Source organism: Enterobacter sp. CC120223-11, from assembly GCF_900215375.1.
Lineage (GTDB): Bacteria > Pseudomonadota > Gammaproteobacteria > Enterobacterales > Enterobacteriaceae > Scandinavium.
In genome coordinates this window covers 310,123-327,928 of record NZ_OBEF01000004.1, presented here as the reverse complement: position 1 = coordinate 327,928, position 17,806 = coordinate 310,123, and the positions used below count along the sequence as shown (strand labels likewise).

At 55.2% G+C, this 17,806-nt stretch carries 20 protein-coding genes; 8 read left to right on the top strand and 12 right to left on the bottom strand.

Features of this window, described 5'->3' with window-relative positions; all coding sequences use genetic code 11:
• The first annotated feature begins 504 nt into the window (after positions 1 to 504).
• From CRO87_RS07335 to tdcG, 7 genes are all read left to right on the top strand, one after another.
• Positions 505 to 780: a YdgH/BhsA/McbA-like domain containing protein gene (locus tag CRO87_RS07335; RefSeq protein ID WP_097162275.1), complete on the top strand. Its 276-nt coding sequence runs from the start codon at positions 505 to 507 to the stop codon at positions 778 to 780.
• A gap of 536 nt (positions 781 to 1,316) precedes the next feature.
• The gene (tdcA, locus tag CRO87_RS07330; protein ID WP_097162274.1) at positions 1,317 to 2,255 is read left to right on the top strand and encodes a transcriptional regulator TdcA; all 939 of its coding nucleotides are present in this window, start codon (positions 1,317 to 1,319) and stop codon (positions 2,253 to 2,255) included.
• Positions 2,256 to 2,348: 93 nt separating this feature from the next.
• The gene (tdcB, locus tag CRO87_RS07325) at positions 2,349 to 3,338 is read left to right on the top strand and encodes a bifunctional threonine ammonia-lyase/L-serine ammonia-lyase TdcB (protein ID WP_097162273.1); all 990 of its coding nucleotides are present in this window, start codon (positions 2,349 to 2,351) and stop codon (positions 3,336 to 3,338) included.
• A 47-nt stretch (positions 3,339 to 3,385) separates the two neighbouring features.
• On the top strand, positions 3,386 to 4,717 hold the full coding sequence (gene tdcC, locus CRO87_RS07320) for a threonine/serine transporter TdcC (RefSeq protein ID WP_097162272.1): 1,332 nt from the start codon (positions 3,386 to 3,388) through the stop codon (positions 4,715 to 4,717).
• A 78-nt stretch (positions 4,718 to 4,795) separates the two neighbouring features.
• The gene (gene tdcD / locus CRO87_RS07315) at positions 4,796 to 6,004 is read left to right on the top strand and encodes a propionate kinase (protein ID WP_097162271.1); all 1,209 of its coding nucleotides are present in this window, start codon (positions 4,796 to 4,798) and stop codon (positions 6,002 to 6,004) included.
• Between the two features lie 20 nt (positions 6,005 to 6,024).
• On the top strand, positions 6,025 to 8,319 hold the full coding sequence (gene pflB, locus CRO87_RS07310) for a formate C-acetyltransferase (RefSeq protein ID WP_097162270.1): 2,295 nt from the start codon (positions 6,025 to 6,027) through the stop codon (positions 8,317 to 8,319).
• A gap of 66 nt (positions 8,320 to 8,385) precedes the next feature.
• Positions 8,386 to 9,750: an L-serine ammonia-lyase gene (gene tdcG / locus CRO87_RS07305; protein WP_097162269.1), complete on the top strand. Its 1,365-nt coding sequence runs from the start codon at positions 8,386 to 8,388 to the stop codon at positions 9,748 to 9,750.
• Between the two features lie 132 nt (positions 9,751 to 9,882).
• Here the strand turns inward: tdcG and CRO87_RS07300 are convergent, their stop codons facing one another.
• The gene (locus tag CRO87_RS07300) at positions 9,883 to 10,065 is read right to left on the bottom strand and encodes a hypothetical protein (protein ID WP_097162268.1); all 183 of its coding nucleotides are present in this window, start codon (positions 10,063 to 10,065) and stop codon (positions 9,883 to 9,885) included.
• 21 nt (positions 10,066 to 10,086) lie between these two features.
• Entirely contained in the window at positions 10,087 to 10,788 is a 702-nt protein-coding gene (locus CRO87_RS07295; RefSeq protein WP_097162267.1) for a pirin family protein, read from the bottom strand.
• 104 nt (positions 10,789 to 10,892) lie between these two features.
• On the opposite strand from CRO87_RS07295, the gene yhaJ reads away from it, so the two are divergent.
• Positions 10,893 to 11,792 carry a DNA-binding transcriptional regulator YhaJ gene (yhaJ, locus tag CRO87_RS07290; RefSeq protein WP_097162266.1) on the top strand — a complete coding sequence of 300 codons (900 nt, stop codon included), beginning with the start codon at positions 10,893 to 10,895 and terminating at the stop codon, positions 11,790 to 11,792.
• A 58-nt stretch (positions 11,793 to 11,850) separates the two neighbouring features.
• Here the strand turns inward: yhaJ and CRO87_RS07285 are convergent, their stop codons facing one another.
• The 10 genes from CRO87_RS07285 to exuR form a co-directional block, all read right to left on the bottom strand.
• The gene (locus tag CRO87_RS07285) at positions 11,851 to 12,240 is read right to left on the bottom strand and encodes a DUF805 domain-containing protein (protein ID WP_097162265.1); all 390 of its coding nucleotides are present in this window, start codon (positions 12,238 to 12,240) and stop codon (positions 11,851 to 11,853) included.
• 106 nt (positions 12,241 to 12,346) lie between these two features.
• The gene (locus tag CRO87_RS07280) at positions 12,347 to 13,333 is read right to left on the bottom strand and encodes a glutathione S-transferase family protein (protein WP_097162264.1); all 987 of its coding nucleotides are present in this window, start codon (positions 13,331 to 13,333) and stop codon (positions 12,347 to 12,349) included.
• Positions 13,334 to 13,405: 72 nt separating this feature from the next.
• Positions 13,406 to 13,798 carry a DoxX family protein gene (locus CRO87_RS07275; protein ID WP_176504271.1) on the bottom strand — a complete coding sequence of 131 codons (393 nt, stop codon included), beginning with the start codon at positions 13,796 to 13,798 and terminating at the stop codon, positions 13,406 to 13,408.
• A 237-nt stretch (positions 13,799 to 14,035) separates the two neighbouring features.
• Positions 14,036 to 14,335, bottom strand: coding sequence for a YqjK-like family protein (locus tag CRO87_RS07270; RefSeq protein WP_303622077.1), 300 nt, complete (start codon positions 14,333 to 14,335; stop codon positions 14,036 to 14,038).
• Positions 14,328 to 14,729 (bottom strand): phage holin family protein, encoded by a 402-nt coding sequence (locus CRO87_RS07265; protein WP_097162261.1) that lies wholly within the window; start codon positions 14,727 to 14,729, stop codon positions 14,328 to 14,330. The genes CRO87_RS07270 and CRO87_RS07265 overlap by 8 nt, the downstream gene beginning before the upstream one ends.
• Before the next feature lie 2 nt (positions 14,730 to 14,731).
• Positions 14,732 to 15,037, bottom strand: a complete 306-nt coding sequence (locus tag CRO87_RS07260; RefSeq protein WP_097162260.1) for a YqjD family protein — start codon at positions 15,035 to 15,037, stop codon at positions 14,732 to 14,734.
• A 37-nt stretch (positions 15,038 to 15,074) separates the two neighbouring features.
• Positions 15,075 to 15,443 carry a DUF1090 domain-containing protein gene (locus CRO87_RS07255; protein ID WP_097162259.1) on the bottom strand — a complete coding sequence of 123 codons (369 nt, stop codon included), beginning with the start codon at positions 15,441 to 15,443 and terminating at the stop codon, positions 15,075 to 15,077.
• Positions 15,444 to 15,591: 148 nt separating this feature from the next.
• A complete protein-coding gene (gene mzrA / locus CRO87_RS07250; RefSeq protein WP_097162258.1) occupies positions 15,592 to 15,978 on the bottom strand; it encodes an EnvZ/OmpR regulon moderator MzrA in 387 nt (128 codons plus the stop codon).
• Positions 15,979 to 15,980: 2 nt separating this feature from the next.
• On the bottom strand, positions 15,981 to 16,643 hold the full coding sequence (gene yqjA, locus CRO87_RS07245) for a DedA family general envelope maintenance protein YqjA (RefSeq protein ID WP_097162257.1): 663 nt from the start codon (positions 16,641 to 16,643) through the stop codon (positions 15,981 to 15,983).
• Positions 16,644 to 16,959: 316 nt separating this feature from the next.
• Positions 16,960 to 17,736 (bottom strand): transcriptional regulator ExuR, encoded by a 777-nt coding sequence (gene exuR / locus CRO87_RS07240; protein ID WP_097162256.1) that lies wholly within the window; start codon positions 17,734 to 17,736, stop codon positions 16,960 to 16,962.
• Positions 17,737 to 17,806 lie beyond the last annotated feature (70 nt).

The following is a 17,806-nucleotide window of genomic DNA, read 5'->3' as shown; positions in this document are numbered from 1 at the left end:
CAGGATGGGACCGGAAAGATGAATGACTGTCCACGACCCTATACCAAAAAGAATGCGGCTTATCGGTCAGCTTCACTACTTAAAGACGCCCCACGATATGAAAATAGTGCGGTGCGTTTTGCTATCTGGAGCAGGAAAGATGAATGACTGTCCACGACGCTATACCAAAAAGAATGCGGCTTATTGGTCAGCTTCAACTTATTAGAAAACCTCGCTTCGGCGGGTTTTTTGCTTAACGGAGATCCCTGTCCTGCTTATTGCTCACAGGCCCGACACCCTGGCCTCCGCTGACAGCGGTTTTCATGATGGATAATGGGGGGTAAACCTGTGCCGCTCCGCTCAATCATGACACTATGTTTCCCGCGCCAAACCCCGACATGCTTTCTCCACAATCCTGCCACAATGATTAACTGACTTTGCACTTGTCCTATATCGCCTGACGTGACGGGCGACATACTTAAACCTGTAAACGCTTCTACATAAAAATTCCGTGAGGGTTTAAAAATGAAAACAACGTCTCTGCTGACAGGTGCGGTCTTTATGCTGCTTTCCGGTGCGGCGCTGGCCGCCGGTCCAAAACAGGTTGATGCCGATCAGGCCAGCAGCCTGCAGGCCATGGGTACGGTTCAGGTTTCCGGGATTGCTGGCTCATCAGATGATGCGGCGCACGCGCTGAAAGCGAAAGCCGCGCAAGATAATGCGGGCCATTACCAGATTGTTGCGATGGGTAACGCGGGTGATTCAAGTCTTTGGGGCGGTACGGCGATTCTGTACAAATAACATTCTCCTCCATGTAGCACTCCCTCGACAAAAGCCTCATGCAGCCGCATGGGGCTTTTTTATGCACCAGACCTGATTGTTAATCAAATGCCGCGTTGTTGTGTGTTTGTTGCAAATTATTCACGAAATGGATGGTTTGGAACGGCCAGCCTTTAAATGAGTAACAACTCATGTGACCGCAATCATATTTATAATAATGCGCATTAAAATATTTTTATTAATTAAAATATTTGCAAGTAAGACGCTGGTTAAAATTACGGCTAAAATCGCATTAAATATGTCCTGTGGACAATAAATAATAGCTTCGGCAATAAATATTATCGCCATAAAATAAAGTTATTAACACATGGTTTATTGATTGCGGTCAGTCTATTGTTGAATTGGTTGTTTTTTAACTCATTGTAACTAAAGGGTTATTTTGAATTGTGTGACGCGTGGCAGACAACCCTTCCGGTGAATTGTGAGTCATCGCACATACGCCATGAGGGTTAATTTACTAGAATTCGCCCCGAAGAACGGAATATGGATTGAGTGCTATGGATAATATTCTTCTGCCAAAAACGCAGCATCTCGTGGTGTTTCAGGAAGTCATTCGCTGCGGCTCAATTGGCTCTGCGGCAAAACAGCTCGGGCTCACGCAACCGGCGGTCAGTAAAATTATCAACGACGTCGAATATTATTTCGGCACTGAATTGATGATTCGAAAAAACACCGGGGTGACGCTGACCAGCGCCGGACAAGTGCTGCTCGCCTATGCTGAATCCATTACCCGCGAAATGAAGAATATGGTCAGTGAGATCAACAGCCTGAGCACGGGCGGGGTGGTCGATGTCTCCTTCGGATTTCCGTCGCTGATTGGCTTTACGTTTTTGCCGGGCATGATGAAGAGCTTCAAGTCGCTGTTCCCGACGGCTCAGGTTTCGATGTTTGAAGCACAGCTCTCCTCTTTCCTGCCCGCGCTGCGCGATGGTCGTCTCGATTTTGCCATCGGCACCCTGGACGACGACATGCAGCTCCAGGATTTGCACGTAGAACCACTGTTTGAATCGGAGTTTGTGGTGGTGGCGAGTAAGTCCCGAACATGCCGGGGAGAGATCGCGCTGGCGTCGTTGCAGAACGAACAGTGGGTCCTCCCGCACACGGAAATGGGTTACTACAAGCAATTGCTCGCCATCCTTGAGCAGCACCACATCAACGCAAACCATATTGTGAAAACCGACTCGGTGGTAACGATTTACAACCTGGTGCTCAACGCCGGTTTTTTAACGGTCATTCCTTGTGATATGACAAAGCCTTTTGGCTCTGATGAATTTATTACCCTGCCGCTGAAGGATATTTTACCGGTGGCCCGTTATGCCGCCATCTGGTCGAAGAATTATCGAATTAAAAAATCGGCCTCGGTGTTAGTGGAGCTTGCCAGACATTATTCAGCACAGAATTGCAGCAGGCGAAGGCCGCTGGCTGAAATAATCTAAAAGTATTATTAAGAAATAAACGGGGTTCTCTCAACCGGAACTCCCTGGACTGTTATTGCCTGAAATCAGAATCATTCCTGAGACGAGGATATTATGCATATTACTTACGATCTTCCGGTCACCCTCGATGATATTCAGCAAGCAAAGCATCGCCTTGCCGGTAAAATATATAAAACGGGTATGCCACGGTCGAATTATCTGAGCGAGCGCTGCAAGGGTGAAATATACCTTAAATTCGAAAATATGCAGCGCACCGGCTCGTTCAAAATACGCGGGGCGTTTAATAAGCTGAGCTCTTTAACGATGGAAGAGCGTCGCAAGGGCGTAGTGGCTTGCTCCGCGGGAAATCACGCTCAGGGCGTCTCTTTGTCCTGCGCCATGCTCGGTATCGACGGCAAAGTCGTGATGCCGCGCGGCGCACCAAAATCGAAGGTCGCCGCCACCCAGGACTACTCGGCTGAAGTGATTTTGCACGGCGACAACTTCAACGACACTATCGCCAAAGTGAGCGAAATCGTCGAAATGGAAGGGCGGATTTTCATTCCACCTTACGATGACAGGCACGTGATTGCAGGTCAGGGCACCATTGGCCTGGAAATCCTTCAGGATCTGTACGACGTGGATAACGTCATTGTCCCGATTGGCGGCGGCGGCCTGATTGCCGGGATCGCCACGGCGATCAAATCTATCAATCCGACCATTAAAATCATCGGCGTGCAGTCCGAGAACGTGCACGGCATGGCCGCTTCCTGGCGCGCAGGCGCCCTCACCAACCATCGTCTGAATCCGACGCTTGCCGACGGCTGCGACGTGGCGCGCCCGGGCAATCTGACCTTCGAGATTGTCCGTGAACTGGTGGACGACATCGTGCTGGTGACCGAGGACGAAATTCGCGACAGCATGGTGGCGCTTATCCAGCGTAACAAAGTGATTACCGAAGGCGCCGGGGCTCTGGCTTCCGCCGCGCTGCTCAGCGGTAAGCTGGATGACTACATCCAGCACCGCAAAACCGTCAGCATTATCTCTGGCGGCAATATCGATCTTTCCCGCGTTTCACAAATTACCGGATTAGTTGGGGCATAATGCCCCGCTTTAACGGGTTTCGGAAAATTATTCGCTAAGGACACGATATGAGTACCACAGAAACTCTGGTTGCCGGCCAGCAAAAATCCTCGGCATGGCGCAAGTCAGATACCACCTGGACGCTCGGCCTGTTTGGCACGGCGATCGGCGCTGGCGTGCTGTTCTTCCCGATTCGTGCGGGCTACGGCGGCCTGATCCCGATTCTGATCATGCTGGTGCTGGCATATCCGATTGCGTTCTACTGCCACCGTGCGCTGGCCCGCCTGTGCCTGTCCGGGAAAAATCCTTCCGGCAACATCACGGAAACGGTCGAGGAGCACTTCGGCAAAACCGGCGGCGTGGTCATCACCTTCCTGTATTTCTTCGCCATCTGTCCGCTGCTGTGGATTTACGGCGTAACCATCACCAACACCTTTATGACCTTCTGGGAAAACCAGCTGGGCTACGCGGCGCTAAACCGCGGCATGGTCGCGCTGTTCCTGCTGCTGCTGATGGCGTTCGTCATTTGGTTCGGTAAGGATCTGATGGTTAAAGTGATGAGCTGGCTGGTCTTCCCGTTCATCGCAAGCCTGGTGCTGATTTCGCTCTCGCTTATTCCTTACTGGAACTCGGCGGTTATCGATCAGGCGAGCCTCAGCGATATTACGTTCACCGGCCATGACGGTATTCTGGTCACCGTGTGGCTAGGCATTTCCATCATGGTGTTCTCTTTTAACTTCTCACCGATTGTCTCTTCCTTTGTGGTCTCCAAGCGTGAAGAGTACGAAAAGGATTTCGGCAACCAGTACACCGAGCAGAAATGTTCACAGATTATCTCCCGCGCCAGCATGCTGATGGTGGCCGTGGTGATGTTCTTCGCCTTCAGCTGCCTGTTCACGCTCTCCCCGCAAAACATGGCGGAGGCGAAAGCGCAGAACATTCCGGTGCTCTCTTACCTGGCGAACCACTTCGCGACCATGACTGGCACTAAATCCACGTTTGCGACGGTGCTTGAGTTTGGCGCTTCCATCATCGCGCTGGTGGCGATCTTCAAATCCTTCTTCGGCCACTATCTGGGCACCCTGGAAGGGCTGAACGGCCTGGTGCTGAAGTTTGGTTACAAGGGCGATAAAACCAAAGTCTCGATGGGCAAACTGAACACCATCAGCATGATCTTCATCATGGGCTCCACCTGGGTTGTGGCCTACGCCAACCCGAATATCCTGGACCTGATTGAAGCGATGGGCGCGCCAATTATTGCCTCGCTGCTGTGCCTGCTGCCGATGTTCGCCATTCGTAAAGTCCCGGCGCTGGCAAAATATAAAGGCAGAACCGAGAATATCTTCGTCACCGTTATCGGCCTGCTGACCATTCTGAATATTGTCTACAAGCTGTTTTAATTCCTGACCTCAAATATACTCAGGCTGCGCCCGCAGCCTGAGTGATTAATCTCGAAAAAGGACGAGCGGAGAATTCAAATGATTGAGTTTCCTGTGGTGCTGGTCATTAATTGTGGGTCATCTTCCATTAAATTTTCGGTAATGGATGCGGATTCACAGGATGTATTACTGACGGGTATCGCCGAAGGTATTAATACCGATGTTGCTACTTTGCGTATTAACGATGGCGAGCCTGCTGAATTAATTCGCCAGGATTACGAAAGCGCGCTGAGTGCCATTACGGATGAATTGGATAAACGGCAATTGCTGAATAGCGTGACGCTAATTGGCCACCGGATTGCCCACGGCGGCAGCATATTTAGTGAGTCAGTCTTAATTACGGATGAAGTCATCGAACAGATCCGTCAGGTCTCCCCGCTGGCCCCGTTGCATAACTTCGCCAACCTAAGCGGCGTGGAGTGCGCGAAACGCCTGTTCCCTGGCGTGCAGCAGGTGGCGGTGTTTGATACCAGTTTCCACCAGACGCTGGCGCCGGAAGCCTACCTCTACGGCTTACCGTGGCGCTATTTCGAGGAGCACGGCGTGCGCCGCTATGGCTTCCACGGCACGTCACACCGCTATGTGGCGCAGCGGGCATATGACCTGTTAGGGCTTGAGGCGCAAAACTCCGGCCTGGTGATTGCTCACTTAGGTAACGGCGCGTCCATCTGCGCGGTTCGTGACGGCAAAAGCGCCGACACTTCCATGGGCATGACGCCGCTCGAAGGGCTGATGATGGGCACCCGCTGCGGCGACGTGGATTTCGGCGCGATGGCCTGGATTGCCAGCCAGACCGGGCAATCCCTGAGCGATCTTGAACGCGTGGTGAACAAGGAGTCCGGCTTGCTCGGCATTTCTGGCCTCTCTTCGGATCTGCGGGTGCTGGAAAAGGCCTGGCACGACGGCCATGAACACGCGCGCCTGGCCATCAAAACATTCGTCCACCGCATTGCTCGCCACATTGGCGGTCACGCGATGGCGCTGAAGCGACTCGACGGCATCATTTTCACCGGCGGGATTGGCGAAAACTCATCGCTGATTCGCCAACTGATCGTTGAGCATCTTGAGGTGCTGGGCATACAGCTCGATGGCGAGAAAAACCTGCTGTCGGGGAAACATGGCGAGCGAATTATTTCGCGGCCAGATTCCCGGATTGCCTGCGCGGTGATCCCCACCAATGAAGAGCAAATGATCGCGATGGACGCGATCCATCTCGGAAACATTAACGCCGAAGCCGAATACGCCTGACTTTTAGAGAGAGCAATTTCATGAAGGTGAATATCGATACCCACGATATGCAGTATGCCGATGCCTGGCAGGGATTTCAGGGCTCAGCCTGGAAAAGCGAAATTAACGTCCGCGATTTTATTCAGAATAACTACACCCCATATGAAGGCGATGAGTCGTTCTTAGCGACGGCCACGCCTGCGACTACTGCGCTGTGGGAAAGCGTGATGGAGGGGATTCGCATCGAGAACGCCACCCATGCGCCGGTCGATTTTGACACTAACGTTGCCACCACCATCACCGCCCACGCGCCTGGCTACATTGAGCAGAATCTGGAAACTATCGTTGGCCTGCAAACGGATAAACCGCTAAAGCGCGCGCTGCATCCCTACGGCGGCGTGAACATGATCAAGAGTTCATTTGACGCTTACGGGCGTGAAATGGACCCGCAGTTTGAGTACCTGTTTACTCATCTGCGCAAAACCCACAATCAGGGCGTGTTCGACGTGTACTCGCCGGATATGCTGCGCTGCCGTAAGTCTGGCGTACTGACCGGGCTGCCGGACGGCTACGGTCGCGGGCGCATCATCGGCGACTACCGCCGCGTGGCGCTGTACGGCATCACTTACCTGGTGCGCGAGCGTGAGCAGCAGTTTGCCGATCTGCAATCCGCGCTTGAACGTGGTGAGAATCTTGAAGCCACGATTCGTCTGCGTGAAGAGTTGTCCGAACATCGCCGCGCGCTGCTCGAGATCCAGCAGATGGCCGCGAGCTACGGGCACGACATTTCCCGCCCGGCGCAGACGGCCCAGGAAGCCATCCAGTGGCTCTACTTTGCTTACCTGGCGGCGGTGAAATCGCAGAACGGCGGGGCGATGTCGCTCGGGCGTACCGCGTCCTTTATCGATATTTACGTCGAACGTGACATGCGCGCAGGCCGCCTGACGGAAACTCAAGCGCAGGAGCTGGTCGATCACTTCATTATGAAGATCCGCATGGTGCGCTTCCTGCGCACGCCGGAGTTTGATTCGCTGTTCTCCGGCGACCCGATCTGGGCGACGGAAGTGATTGGTGGCATGGGGCTGGACGGCCGAACGCTGGTGACCAAAAGCGCATTCCGCTATCTGCACACGCTGCACACCATGGGGCCTGCGCCGGAGCCTAACCTGACGATCCTCTGGTCTGAGGCGCTGCCGATTGCCTTTAAAAAATACGCCGCGCAGATGTCGATCGAGACGTCCTCGCTGCAATATGAAAATGACGATCTGATGCGTGCCGATTTCAACAGCGACGACTACGCCATTGCCTGCTGCGTCAGCCCGATGGTGATTGGCAAGCAGATGCAGTTCTTCGGGGCCCGCGCCAACCTCGCCAAAACGCTGCTGTATGCAATCAACGGCGGCGTGGATGAGAAGCTGAAAATCCAGGTCGGGCCGAAAACCGCGCCGCTGATGGATGAAGTGCTGGATTACGCCACGGTGATGGAGAGCCTCGATCACTTTATGGACTGGCTGGCGGTGCAGTACATCAGCGCGTTGAACCTGATCCACTACATGCATGACAAATACAGCTACGAAGCCTCGCTGATGGCGCTGCACGATCGCGACGTGCATCGCACGATGGCGTGCGGCATTGCAGGCCTGTCGGTGGCGGTGGATTCCCTTTCTGCCATCAAATACGCCCAGGTGAAACCGGTGCGCGACCACACCGGGCTGGCTGTGGACTTTGTTATCGAAGGCGACTACCCGCAATACGGCAACAACGACGAGCGCGTGGACAGCATTGCCTGCGATCTGGTGGAGCGGTTTATGCGCAAAATCAGCGCGTTGCCAACCTATCGCGATGCGGTGCCGACGCAGTCCATACTGACCATCACCTCCAACGTGGTTTATGGCCAGAAAACCGGCAACACGCCGGACGGGCGCCGCGGAGGCACGCCGTTTGCGCCAGGCGCGAACCCAATGCATGGGCGCGACCGCAAAGGGGCTGTCGCCTCGCTAACCTCCGTGGCGAAGCTGCCGTTTGCCTACGCCAAAGACGGTATCTCTTACACCTTCTCCATTGTGCCAGCGGCGCTCGGTAAAGAGGACGGCACGCGGAAAACCAACCTCGTGGGCCTGCTTGATGGCTATTTCCATCACGAAGAAGCCATCGAGGGCGGGCAGCACCTGAACGTCAACGTGATGAATCGCGACATGCTGCTGGACGCCATTGCGCATCCCGAACAGTACCCGAATCTCACCATTCGCGTGTCAGGCTACGCGGTGCGCTTCAACGCGCTGACCCGCGAGCAGCAGCAGGACGTAATTTCCCGAACCTTCACGCACGCGCTGTAACTTGCGCACACGGCGGGGCGTGCTCTTTGCGCCTCGCCCGGCCACCGCTCTTTCAGGAGTGTGGATATGATTAGCACCTTCGACATTTTCAAAATTGGCATCGGCCCTTCGAGTTCGCACACCGTTGGGCCCATGAATGCAGGCAAAAGCTTTATCGATCTTCTCGCGGCGTTCTGCGAGTTAGCCTCCGTCACGCGGATTAGCGTCGATCTTTATGGTTCTCTGTCGCTGACCGGCAAAGGCCACGCCACTGATACCGCCATCATCATGGGGCTGGCGGGGAATACGCCGCAGAGCGTGGAGATTGACGCTATTCCTTCCTTCATCGGGCAGGTGAGCCGCAGCGGGCAGCTCCCCGTCGCGGGCGGCGCTCATCAGGTCCGTTTTTCGCCTGCTGACGACATTGTTTTTCATAACGAAGCGCTGCCGCGCCATGAGAATGGGATGCGGCTCATTGCCTGGCGCGGGCAGGAAACAGTGCTCAGCAAAACCTACTACTCCATTGGCGGCGGGTTTATCGTCGATGAAGAGCACTTCGGTCAGGCGCATGAGGTGGAAACGCCGGTGCCGTACGGCTTCCGTTCCGCCGCTGAACTGCTGAAGCTGTGTGAGCGCAACGGGCTGTCCGTCTCCGGGCTGATGATGCAGAACGAACTGGCGCTGCGCAGCAAAGAGGAGATTGATACCGGGATCGCTCAGCTGTGGCAGGTGATGCACGACGGAATCGAGCGCGGCATGAACACCGAAGGCGTACTGCCGGGCCCGCTCAAGGTGCCGCGTCGCGCCGTGGCGCTGCGAAGAATGCTGGTGGCGAGCGACAGCCTGTCGAGCGATCCGATGAACGTGATCGACTGGATCAACATGTTCGCCCTGGCGGTCAGCGAGGAGAATGCCGCGGGCGGGCGCGTGGTGACTGCGCCCACCAACGGCGCCTGCGGCATCATTCCGGCGGTGCTGGCCTATTACGACAAGTTCCGCCGTCCGGTTAACCCGAACTCCATTGCCCGCTATCTGTTAGCCACCAGCGCCATTGGCGGGTTGTATAAGATGAACGCGTCGATATCCGGAGCTGAAGTGGGCTGTCAGGGTGAAATTGGCGTGGCCGCGTCAATGGCGGCGGCGGGGCTTACCGAACTGCTCGGCGGCAGCCCGGCACAGGTCTGTATCGCGGCGGAAATTGCGATGGAGCACAACCTGGGGCTGACCTGCGATCCGGTAGCGGGACAGGTGCAAATCCCCTGCATCGAGCGCAATGCCATCAATGCGGTGAAGGCGGTCAATGCAGCGCGTATGGCGCTGCGCAGAACGTCCGAGCCACGGGTATCGCTCGATAAAGTGATCGATACCATGTACGAAACGGGGAAAGACATGAACGACAAATACCGTGAAACCTCACGCGGGGGGCTGGCGATAAAAGTGGTCTGCGCCTGATTGTTCGGGGCGCGCTTCGGTACGCCCTGCATAATCCACCTGCGGCCGCAAACGCCGGAACAGCGTAAGCAGGTTCAGGCCGTCAGCGAGGAATACAAAAAGCCCGCAGGGTTTGCACGCTGCGGGCTTTTGTCACATCTGTGGGGCTTCGTTTGCCAGCCTGATTTCGGCTTCGGAGACAATCGCCTCCAGCTCTCCCAGCATTTCGTTATAACCAAATGCCAGGGGCGCGGCGCTCACTTCGGCGACGCTTTCCAGGTTTTCTGCGGCAGCGGTTTTCTGGACCGCCACTTTCTTCTGCTGCTTTTTACTCACAATCACCGCCTGATTTCAGGGCTATACAGGTAAATCTATCAGCAAAGCGCGCAGTGGCGTATCAGCAACAAGTGTTATGTTAGCCTCGTCACGAATAAAAGCGCCGTCGCCGCAGGTGAGCCCTTCACGCTCTTCCTGAGACGTCTGCGCATGGACGGTGCCGTGAATCGACTGCAAATAGGCACGCGGCCCGTGAAGCTGGAAGCTCAGCTGCTCGCCTTTCTCCAGCTGAATGTGGTGGATCCACACCTGCTGGCGCAGCTGCACGCTCTCTTTGCTGCCGTCCGGGGAGGCAATCAGCTGCTGCGCCGTGTTGCTGAGCTGTAGCTTCTGCACCGGCGGATTTTCCCTTTCCGGGCAGGCGTCGAGCCACAATTGCATGCGGGTCAGCGACTTATCCTTGCTGAGGTTGTGCTCGCTGTAGCTGATGCCGGGCTGGGTGGCAATCAGCAGTGCTTCGCCTGCTTTGGCCTGAACGTGATTCCCTTCACTGTCGCGATACTCGGCTTCCCCTTCCAGGATAAGGTTAAGGATATCTACTTTCGGGTAGGTTCTTGGCTGGAACGAAGCGCCAGGACCGAGCACTTCCTGATTCAGAACGCGCAGCGAGGCGTAGCCCAGCAGTTTCGGGTCGAAGTAGTGTCCAAAGGAGAAAGTGTATCGGGCCTGCAGCCAGCCGAAATCGGCTTGTCCGCACTGTTTGGCTGTTCGGGTAGTAATCATATTCTTGACCTCTCTTTACACTAAAACAATGGTAAAGCTATGGACGCTGCATTGTTAGCCAGATATTCTGCCCGGTATGTTCAAATTTCCTGAATGAGAACGCCATGGCTAAAGAGAGAGCATTGACGCTGGAAGCGTTAAGAGTAATGGATGCCATCGACAGGCGAGGCAGCTTTGCCGCCGCCGCCGATGAGCTGGGGCGCGTTCCGTCGGCGCTGAGCTACACCATGCAGAAGCTTGAGGAAGAGCTGGACGTGGTGCTGTTTGACCGCTCAGGCCATCGTACAAAATTCACCAACGTGGGCCGCATGCTGCTGGAGCGCGGGCGCGTGCTGCTGGAAGCGGCGGATAAGCTGACAACCGATGCCGAAGCGCTGGCGCGCGGCTGGGAAACGCATCTGACGCTGGTCACAGAGGCGCTGGTGCCCACACCTGAGCTGTTCCCGCTGGTGGAGAAGCTGGCGGTGAAAGCCAACACGCAGCTGTCGATCATCACCGAAGTACTGGCGGGTGCGTGGGAAAGGCTGGAGCAGGGCCGGGCGGATATTGTTATCGCCCCCGACATGCATTTCCGCTCATCTTCCGAGATTAACTCCCGTAAGCTTTATTCGATTATGAGCGTGTATGTTGCGGCGCCGGATCACCCGATCCACCAGGAGCCGGAACCGTTATCCGAAGTGACGCGCGTGAAATACCGTGGCGTGGCGGTGGCCGATACCGCGCGTGAGCGTCCGGTGCTGACGGTACAGCTGCTGGACAAACAGCCGCGTCTGACGGTGAGCACCATCGAAGATAAACGTCAGGCGCTGCTTGCCGGGCTTGGCGTAGCAACCATGCCCTATCCGCTGGTGGAGCAGGACATTGCCGAAGGGCGCCTGCGGGTTGTCAGCCCGGAATACACCAACGAAATCGATATCATTATGGCCTGGCGGCGTGACAGCATGGGGGAAGCGAAAGCCTGGTGCCTTCGCGAAATTCCGAAGCTGTTCGCGCACCATCGATAGCGAAAGCAAAAACGAAAACGCTCCTCAGACGGGAGCGTTTTTTTATGCGCAGATGGCGTTACGAAACGATCCGCTGTGTGCTGTTATCCAATGCCTTCGGATCCGGCCCAAAGCGGTTGTCGCCTTGCGTGCCGTTCTGGCAGTTAAAGACCAGGATCACCAGCCAGCCGATCACCGGGATCAGCCAGATCAGCAGCCACCACGCGGAACGATCGGTGTCGTGCAGGCGGCGGAACTGTACCGCCAGCCCCGGCAGCAGCACCAGCAAACCATAGATGCTTGCCAGTACGCCTTCGCCTCCGGCGCGCTCCCAGCCGAGGATCTTATCGATAATGCTCAATACGCCAGCCAGAACGAAGCTTATCAGCACGAACATCCAGTATTCTTTCCGGCGTGCGCGGCCACCAAACCCGATGTAATTCTTGAGTACTTTTAGATACCAGTCCATTTTCCTTGCCTCAATAGTCAGTCAATCACTTGTTTTCTAAGCGATCGAGGTAAGGATAGATGCAAATCAGGAAATTAAAAAGGGCATCCCGTGATGCCCCTGATAATTAGCGGAAGCGTACTTCTCGCCCGTGCGGCTCATCGAGATCCTGCGACGGCCCGATCGAGATGATCCCCGTCGGGTTGATGGTTGTATGGCTGCGGTAATAGTGGTTGCGAATATGATCAAAATTGACCGTCTCCGCCACGCCTGGCAGCTGATAGATATCGCGCAGGAAGCCGTACAGGTTCGGGTAATCGCTGATGCGGTGCTTATCGCATTTAAAGTGGGTGACATAGACAGGATCGAAGCGCACCAGCGTGGTCCACAGGCGGATATCGGCCTCGGTGAGCTGGTTGCCCGTCAGGTAGCGGTGCTGATTGAGGATCTGCTCGACGCGGGCCAGGGATTCGAAGACTTTGCTCACCGCTTCATCGTAGGCTTCCTGGCTGGTGGCAAACCCGGCCTTATAGACGCCGTTGTTGATGGTGTCGTAAATCCAGCCGTTCAGCTCATCAATTTGCCCACGAAGGGCTTCCGGGTAGTAATCGCCCGCGCGTGCGCCCAGTGCGTCAAACGCCGTGTTCAGCATGCGGATGATTTCAGCGGATTCGTTGCTGACGATGGTGTGATTCTTCTTATCCCACAGCACCGGCACGGTGACACGCCCGCTGTAGTGCGGATCGGCATGCAGGTAGAGCTGATAGAGAAATTCGTTCTGATAGAGGCTGTCACCTGTCGCACCCGGGAAGCTGTCGTCGAAGGTCCAGCCGTTTTCGAACATCAGCGGGTTCACCACCGAGACATCAATAAAGGATTCGAGTCCTTTCAGCGCGCGCATAATCAGCGTGCGGTGCGCCCACGGGCAGGCGAGGGAAACGTATAAATGGTAGCGGTCTTTTTCGGCGGCGAATCCGCCTTCTCCGGAGGGGCCAGGTGCGCCATCGGCAGTCAACCAGTTGCGAAACCCCGAAACGGAACGTTTGAAACGTCCCCCGGTTGATTTTGTGTCATACCAGGTGTCATGCCAGACGCCGTCGATCAGTTGTCCCATGCTCTCTCTCCTTCAAATGACAAAAGCGAGGAAGCAGCTCCTCGCTTTTTTGATGCATTCAGTATAGATGCCTTACCACTTTTTGTTCAGCACGCGGTCGAGGCTGAAAGCGCCAGGGCCGGTGATAGCCAGGAGCAGGAAGCCGCCGGCGATGGTCAGGTTTTTCATAAACATCAGGGAGTTCATGCCCTCAGCAAAGTTGCTGTGGAAGATGAACGCGGTCAGCAGCGTAAACACGGCGGTGATAATCGCGGTGGTACGGGTCAGCAGACCGAACAGGATGGCCAGGCCGCCGCCAAACTCAAGCAGAATGGTCAGGGGCAGCAGCGCACCCGGGACGCCCATGGCTTCCATGTACTGTTGGGTGCCAGCGTAGCCGGTAATTTTGCCCCAGCCTGCGGTGATAAACAGAATTGGCATCAGAATACGTGCTACCAGGAAACCAACATCATCTAATTTTTTCATTTTACTCTCCATCAAACCACAGGGGCGGATAAATTGATTTATTGTGCAATTTCGCGGAGATACCGCGTTCTTGCTGTCGATGGAAAGAAGTTTAAACGTGACGGTGCGCGATTGTTAGCAAGGAAAACTGTCAGTCTTCTTCAAATATATTGAGGGTGGCATTTGGGCAGGAAAAGTGACATCGGGGAAGGAGTGAGGAGTAGGCCGGGTAAGCGGGAGCGCCACCCGGCAATCAACTTAGCGATAATGCTGCTGGTGAAGCGTGCTTTTCACCAGGCGATAAGCGCTCCAGGCACCAAAGCCGCGGCGGCCCCAGCGCACCAGAAAGCGCGGATGACGTACGCTCCAGATGGCCATCACGCTGCTGCCTACCAGCGCCCAGGAGCGCAGGTTAAGCAGCGTCGCCCAGCCGCGATCGTAAACAGCGGTCGCCTCGTGCCAGTCGCGACGGCTGGCGGAAAGATCCAACCGCTGCTGCTGGATACGACTCAGCAAATACGCCTTGCGCTTTTGCAGCTCCAGCTTGCTCTTACTCACGGGAGTCATCCTCAAGTAGCGCCCGATCGTTCGCCAGCTCGTTGCGGGTATGGCGCAGCAGCGTGGAGCGCCGCGCTTTACGCAGCGTCCAGATGCCGCCAATAAGCGCCAGCAACAGCAGCACGGCGGTGGTGGCAATCATGGCGTTCAGGCGGTATTGCGGATCGATGGCCCAGATGACCAGCACCATCAGGCTCATCAGCCCGAAGGCGGCAAACAGCATGGTGAGGCCGAGCATAAGCAGCATCTGGAAGAGGTTTGCTTTCTCCTCTTCCAGTTCGACCACCGCCAGCCGCAGGCGCGTCTCGACCATCTCAACCACGATGGTGACAATCCGCTGGCCAATGCCGAAAACGCTTTTTCCCGGGCCCTGAGTGTGGTGTGAATCAGCCATAATTAGCGACGCGTCAGCAGCACACCCAGCACCAGCCCGACAGCGGCACCGATTCCGACACCGGTCCATGGGTTATCACGGACGTATTCGTCCGCACGTGCTGCGGCTTCACGGGTTTGTTTGGCAATAACGTCGCTGGTTTCGCCGAGGCGATAGCGGCTATCTTTCAGTGCGCGCTCTGCTTTGCTGCGCAGTTTGCCTAACTCTTCTTTTGATTTATCAGTGGAGGAGTTCAGCACCTCTTCCAGGGTATCCGCCAGGGATTTCAGTTCGTTACGCAGATGTTCAGAGGTGTTATCTTTTGACATGATGTGCTCCGGTTTACGAGATTAGACTTCCATTGGCTCAATAGTCACGCGACTCCAGCGCTTTCAGCTGTTCCTGCGCCTCAGCAAGTTTGTGTTCACGCTTGCTGATCTTGTCCGCATCACCCTTGTTTTTCGCTTCGTCCAGATCGTGACGACGCTCGGCGACTTCCTCTTTCTGCTCGGCAATTTTCTTTTGATGGTCGGCGCGAAGCTTGCTGTCGCTACAGCTGCTTTTGACTTCACGTAACGCTTTGTTCAGACCGTCAATACGGCTCTGGTTGTGGTGCTTTTCGGCGTAGTGAATTTCACGCTGAATATCCTGTTCTTTCTCCTGGCAAGGCGTGGATGCAAAAGCGCCTGCGCTGAGAGAAAGAAGGCCCAAAGCCAGAAAAATGCGGTATTTCATAGAGGTAACCTTCCATTGTTTTGTGGCAACGTCCGACATTGCCCTACCAGGTCGATGAAGAGAGGAGGGTGACTTCCGCTTACTCAATGATAGTTAGTAAACGGCAAATCACCAAAGCCTGTGAAAAGATTCAGAATCCTGGAAGGTGTCAACCGAAGCGGTGCGGGGCGTCACGAAGGCGGGAGAGCCACAGCGGAGCCAGCGAGTCATCGTCCTCCTGCTGGGCGATGATATATCCGTGGGGCAGGGTTCTGTCCAGCACGGCTTTGGCTGCGGCGCTCTGGTCGCTGGATTCAAATTTGATCACTAAGGCATCATCCTGCGGGGTGATGCTCTTGAAGCGGATACCGTTGGCATCCAGATGGTGCCAGAGGGAGAAGCCGTCCGGCATGCTGATATTCGCGCTCACCGGGCGAATAGCAAGCGACGACTCCCGCTGCTGCAAAGCGCTCCACGACCAGAGCACGGCGCACAGCAGAAGCAGTGCACCGAGACTGAGGCTAAATCGGTGAAAGATGATGTTGCGCAATCCCATGCTTAGCTCCGGTTACCGTATTTTTTCTTCCACAGCACAACCAGCGAGCCGATAAGGCCGAATACCAGCAGCACGACCGGTAACAGCATCAGGCAGGACATCAACGCATCTTCGTACTTCTGGAATACCGGGGTTTTACCCAGGGCATAACCCAGCGTCGTCAGGATAACCACCCACAGCAGGCCACTCATCCAGTTGAAGAACTGGAAGCGGGCGCTGCTCAGGCCGGACAGCCCGGCGATGGTCGGCAGCAGGGTACGTACGAAGGCAATAAAACGGCCAACCAGCAGCGCGGATAAGCCATGTTTATGGAACAGGTGATGCGCACGCTGGTGGTAATGTGCAGGCAGATGCGACATCCAGGTTTGCACAATGCGCGTATTGCCGAGCCAACGCCCCTGAATGTAGCTGACCCAGGATCCCAGGCTTGCGGCAACCGTGAGCAGGAAAAGGGTCTGTGGGAAGCCCATCACGCCTTTAGCAACCAACACGCCGACCAGGATCAGCAGGCTGTCACCGGGTAAAAACGCAGCAGGCAGGATCCCGTTCTCAAGGAACAGAATCATAAATAATACGAAATAAAGCATACCTATCAGGGAAGGATTGGCGAGGGTTTCGAAATCCTGGCTCCATAAGGCATCAAGTAATTGGGTTAACAGTTCCATTCACGATTCCTGGTACATCGATTAATGTCACGCCTGAACGCGCTTTTCTGCCGGTCGTTGGTTTTTTATTGATTGATTATGGACGCGGGCAATACGTTCCGAACTTATCCATGTTCACACGAAGCGGGAAAGTCCGTTCCGTGAACGACAAAATGCATCTAAGTGTAACAAAGCCTGGGCTTCTGCGTCACAGAAATTGCAGACTGTTGCTGGATGATTTTGCGTTCTGAAGAGGGGAGAGGCGAGGGATTTTACACAGGCTGACACTATAGTGGGTTAACTTACCCTCGACGGGAGGCCGAGGGTGGGGAAAATCTTATTTTACGCCGTTAGCGGCCGTATCGAGGTGAACCACCGGGTTTTCCGCAAACAGGTAACGGTCAGCATTGAATTCAAAATCATCGCTGGTTTCGTTAAACAGCATCAGCTTAGTGTTTTCCAGATGCTGCCACATCGCCAGTTTCGCCGCGTGCGGGTCTTTGCGAATCAGCGCTTTTAAGATTTGGTCGTGATCGTCACACCAGTTATCGACGGTGCGCAGATCGATATGATCGTGCAGTTTTTTCCAGTACGGATTATGTACGCGCTGGGTCCACATTTTTTCGACAATAGCGGCGAGCGCCGTGTTTTGCGTGGCGAGCGCCACCTGAACGTGGAACTGCAAATCCCATTCCGAGTCGCGGAAGCACTTCTCTTTGCGCGCCTTTTCCTGGATCTCCATCAGCTTCATGATGTCCTGCTTGGTGACCTGGGTCGCGGCAAATTCAGCAATATTGCTCTCAATCAGCTGGCGGGCCTGCAGAAGCTCGAACGGGCCATAGCTGGCAAACTCCTGGGACGCATCCGGTGCCTGGTAGTGCTTCGCGGTGCTGGAAATAACATGAATACCGGAGCCTTTACGCACTTCAACGTAGCCTTCGACTTCCAGCATGATGATGGCTTCACGGACAACCGTACGGCTGACGTTCTTCTCATCGGCAATAAAACGCTCAGCAGGCAGTTTATCGCCCACATGATAAGCGCCTTGCTCGATGCGATCTTTCAGCTCAGCGGCAAGCTGTTGATATAAACGGCGTGGTTCCGTGATTTCCATATTCGCTCCAGGCAGGGTACGGCATGAGAATTTGTTATACCACTTTTACCCAAAACTCACCACCCTGAAA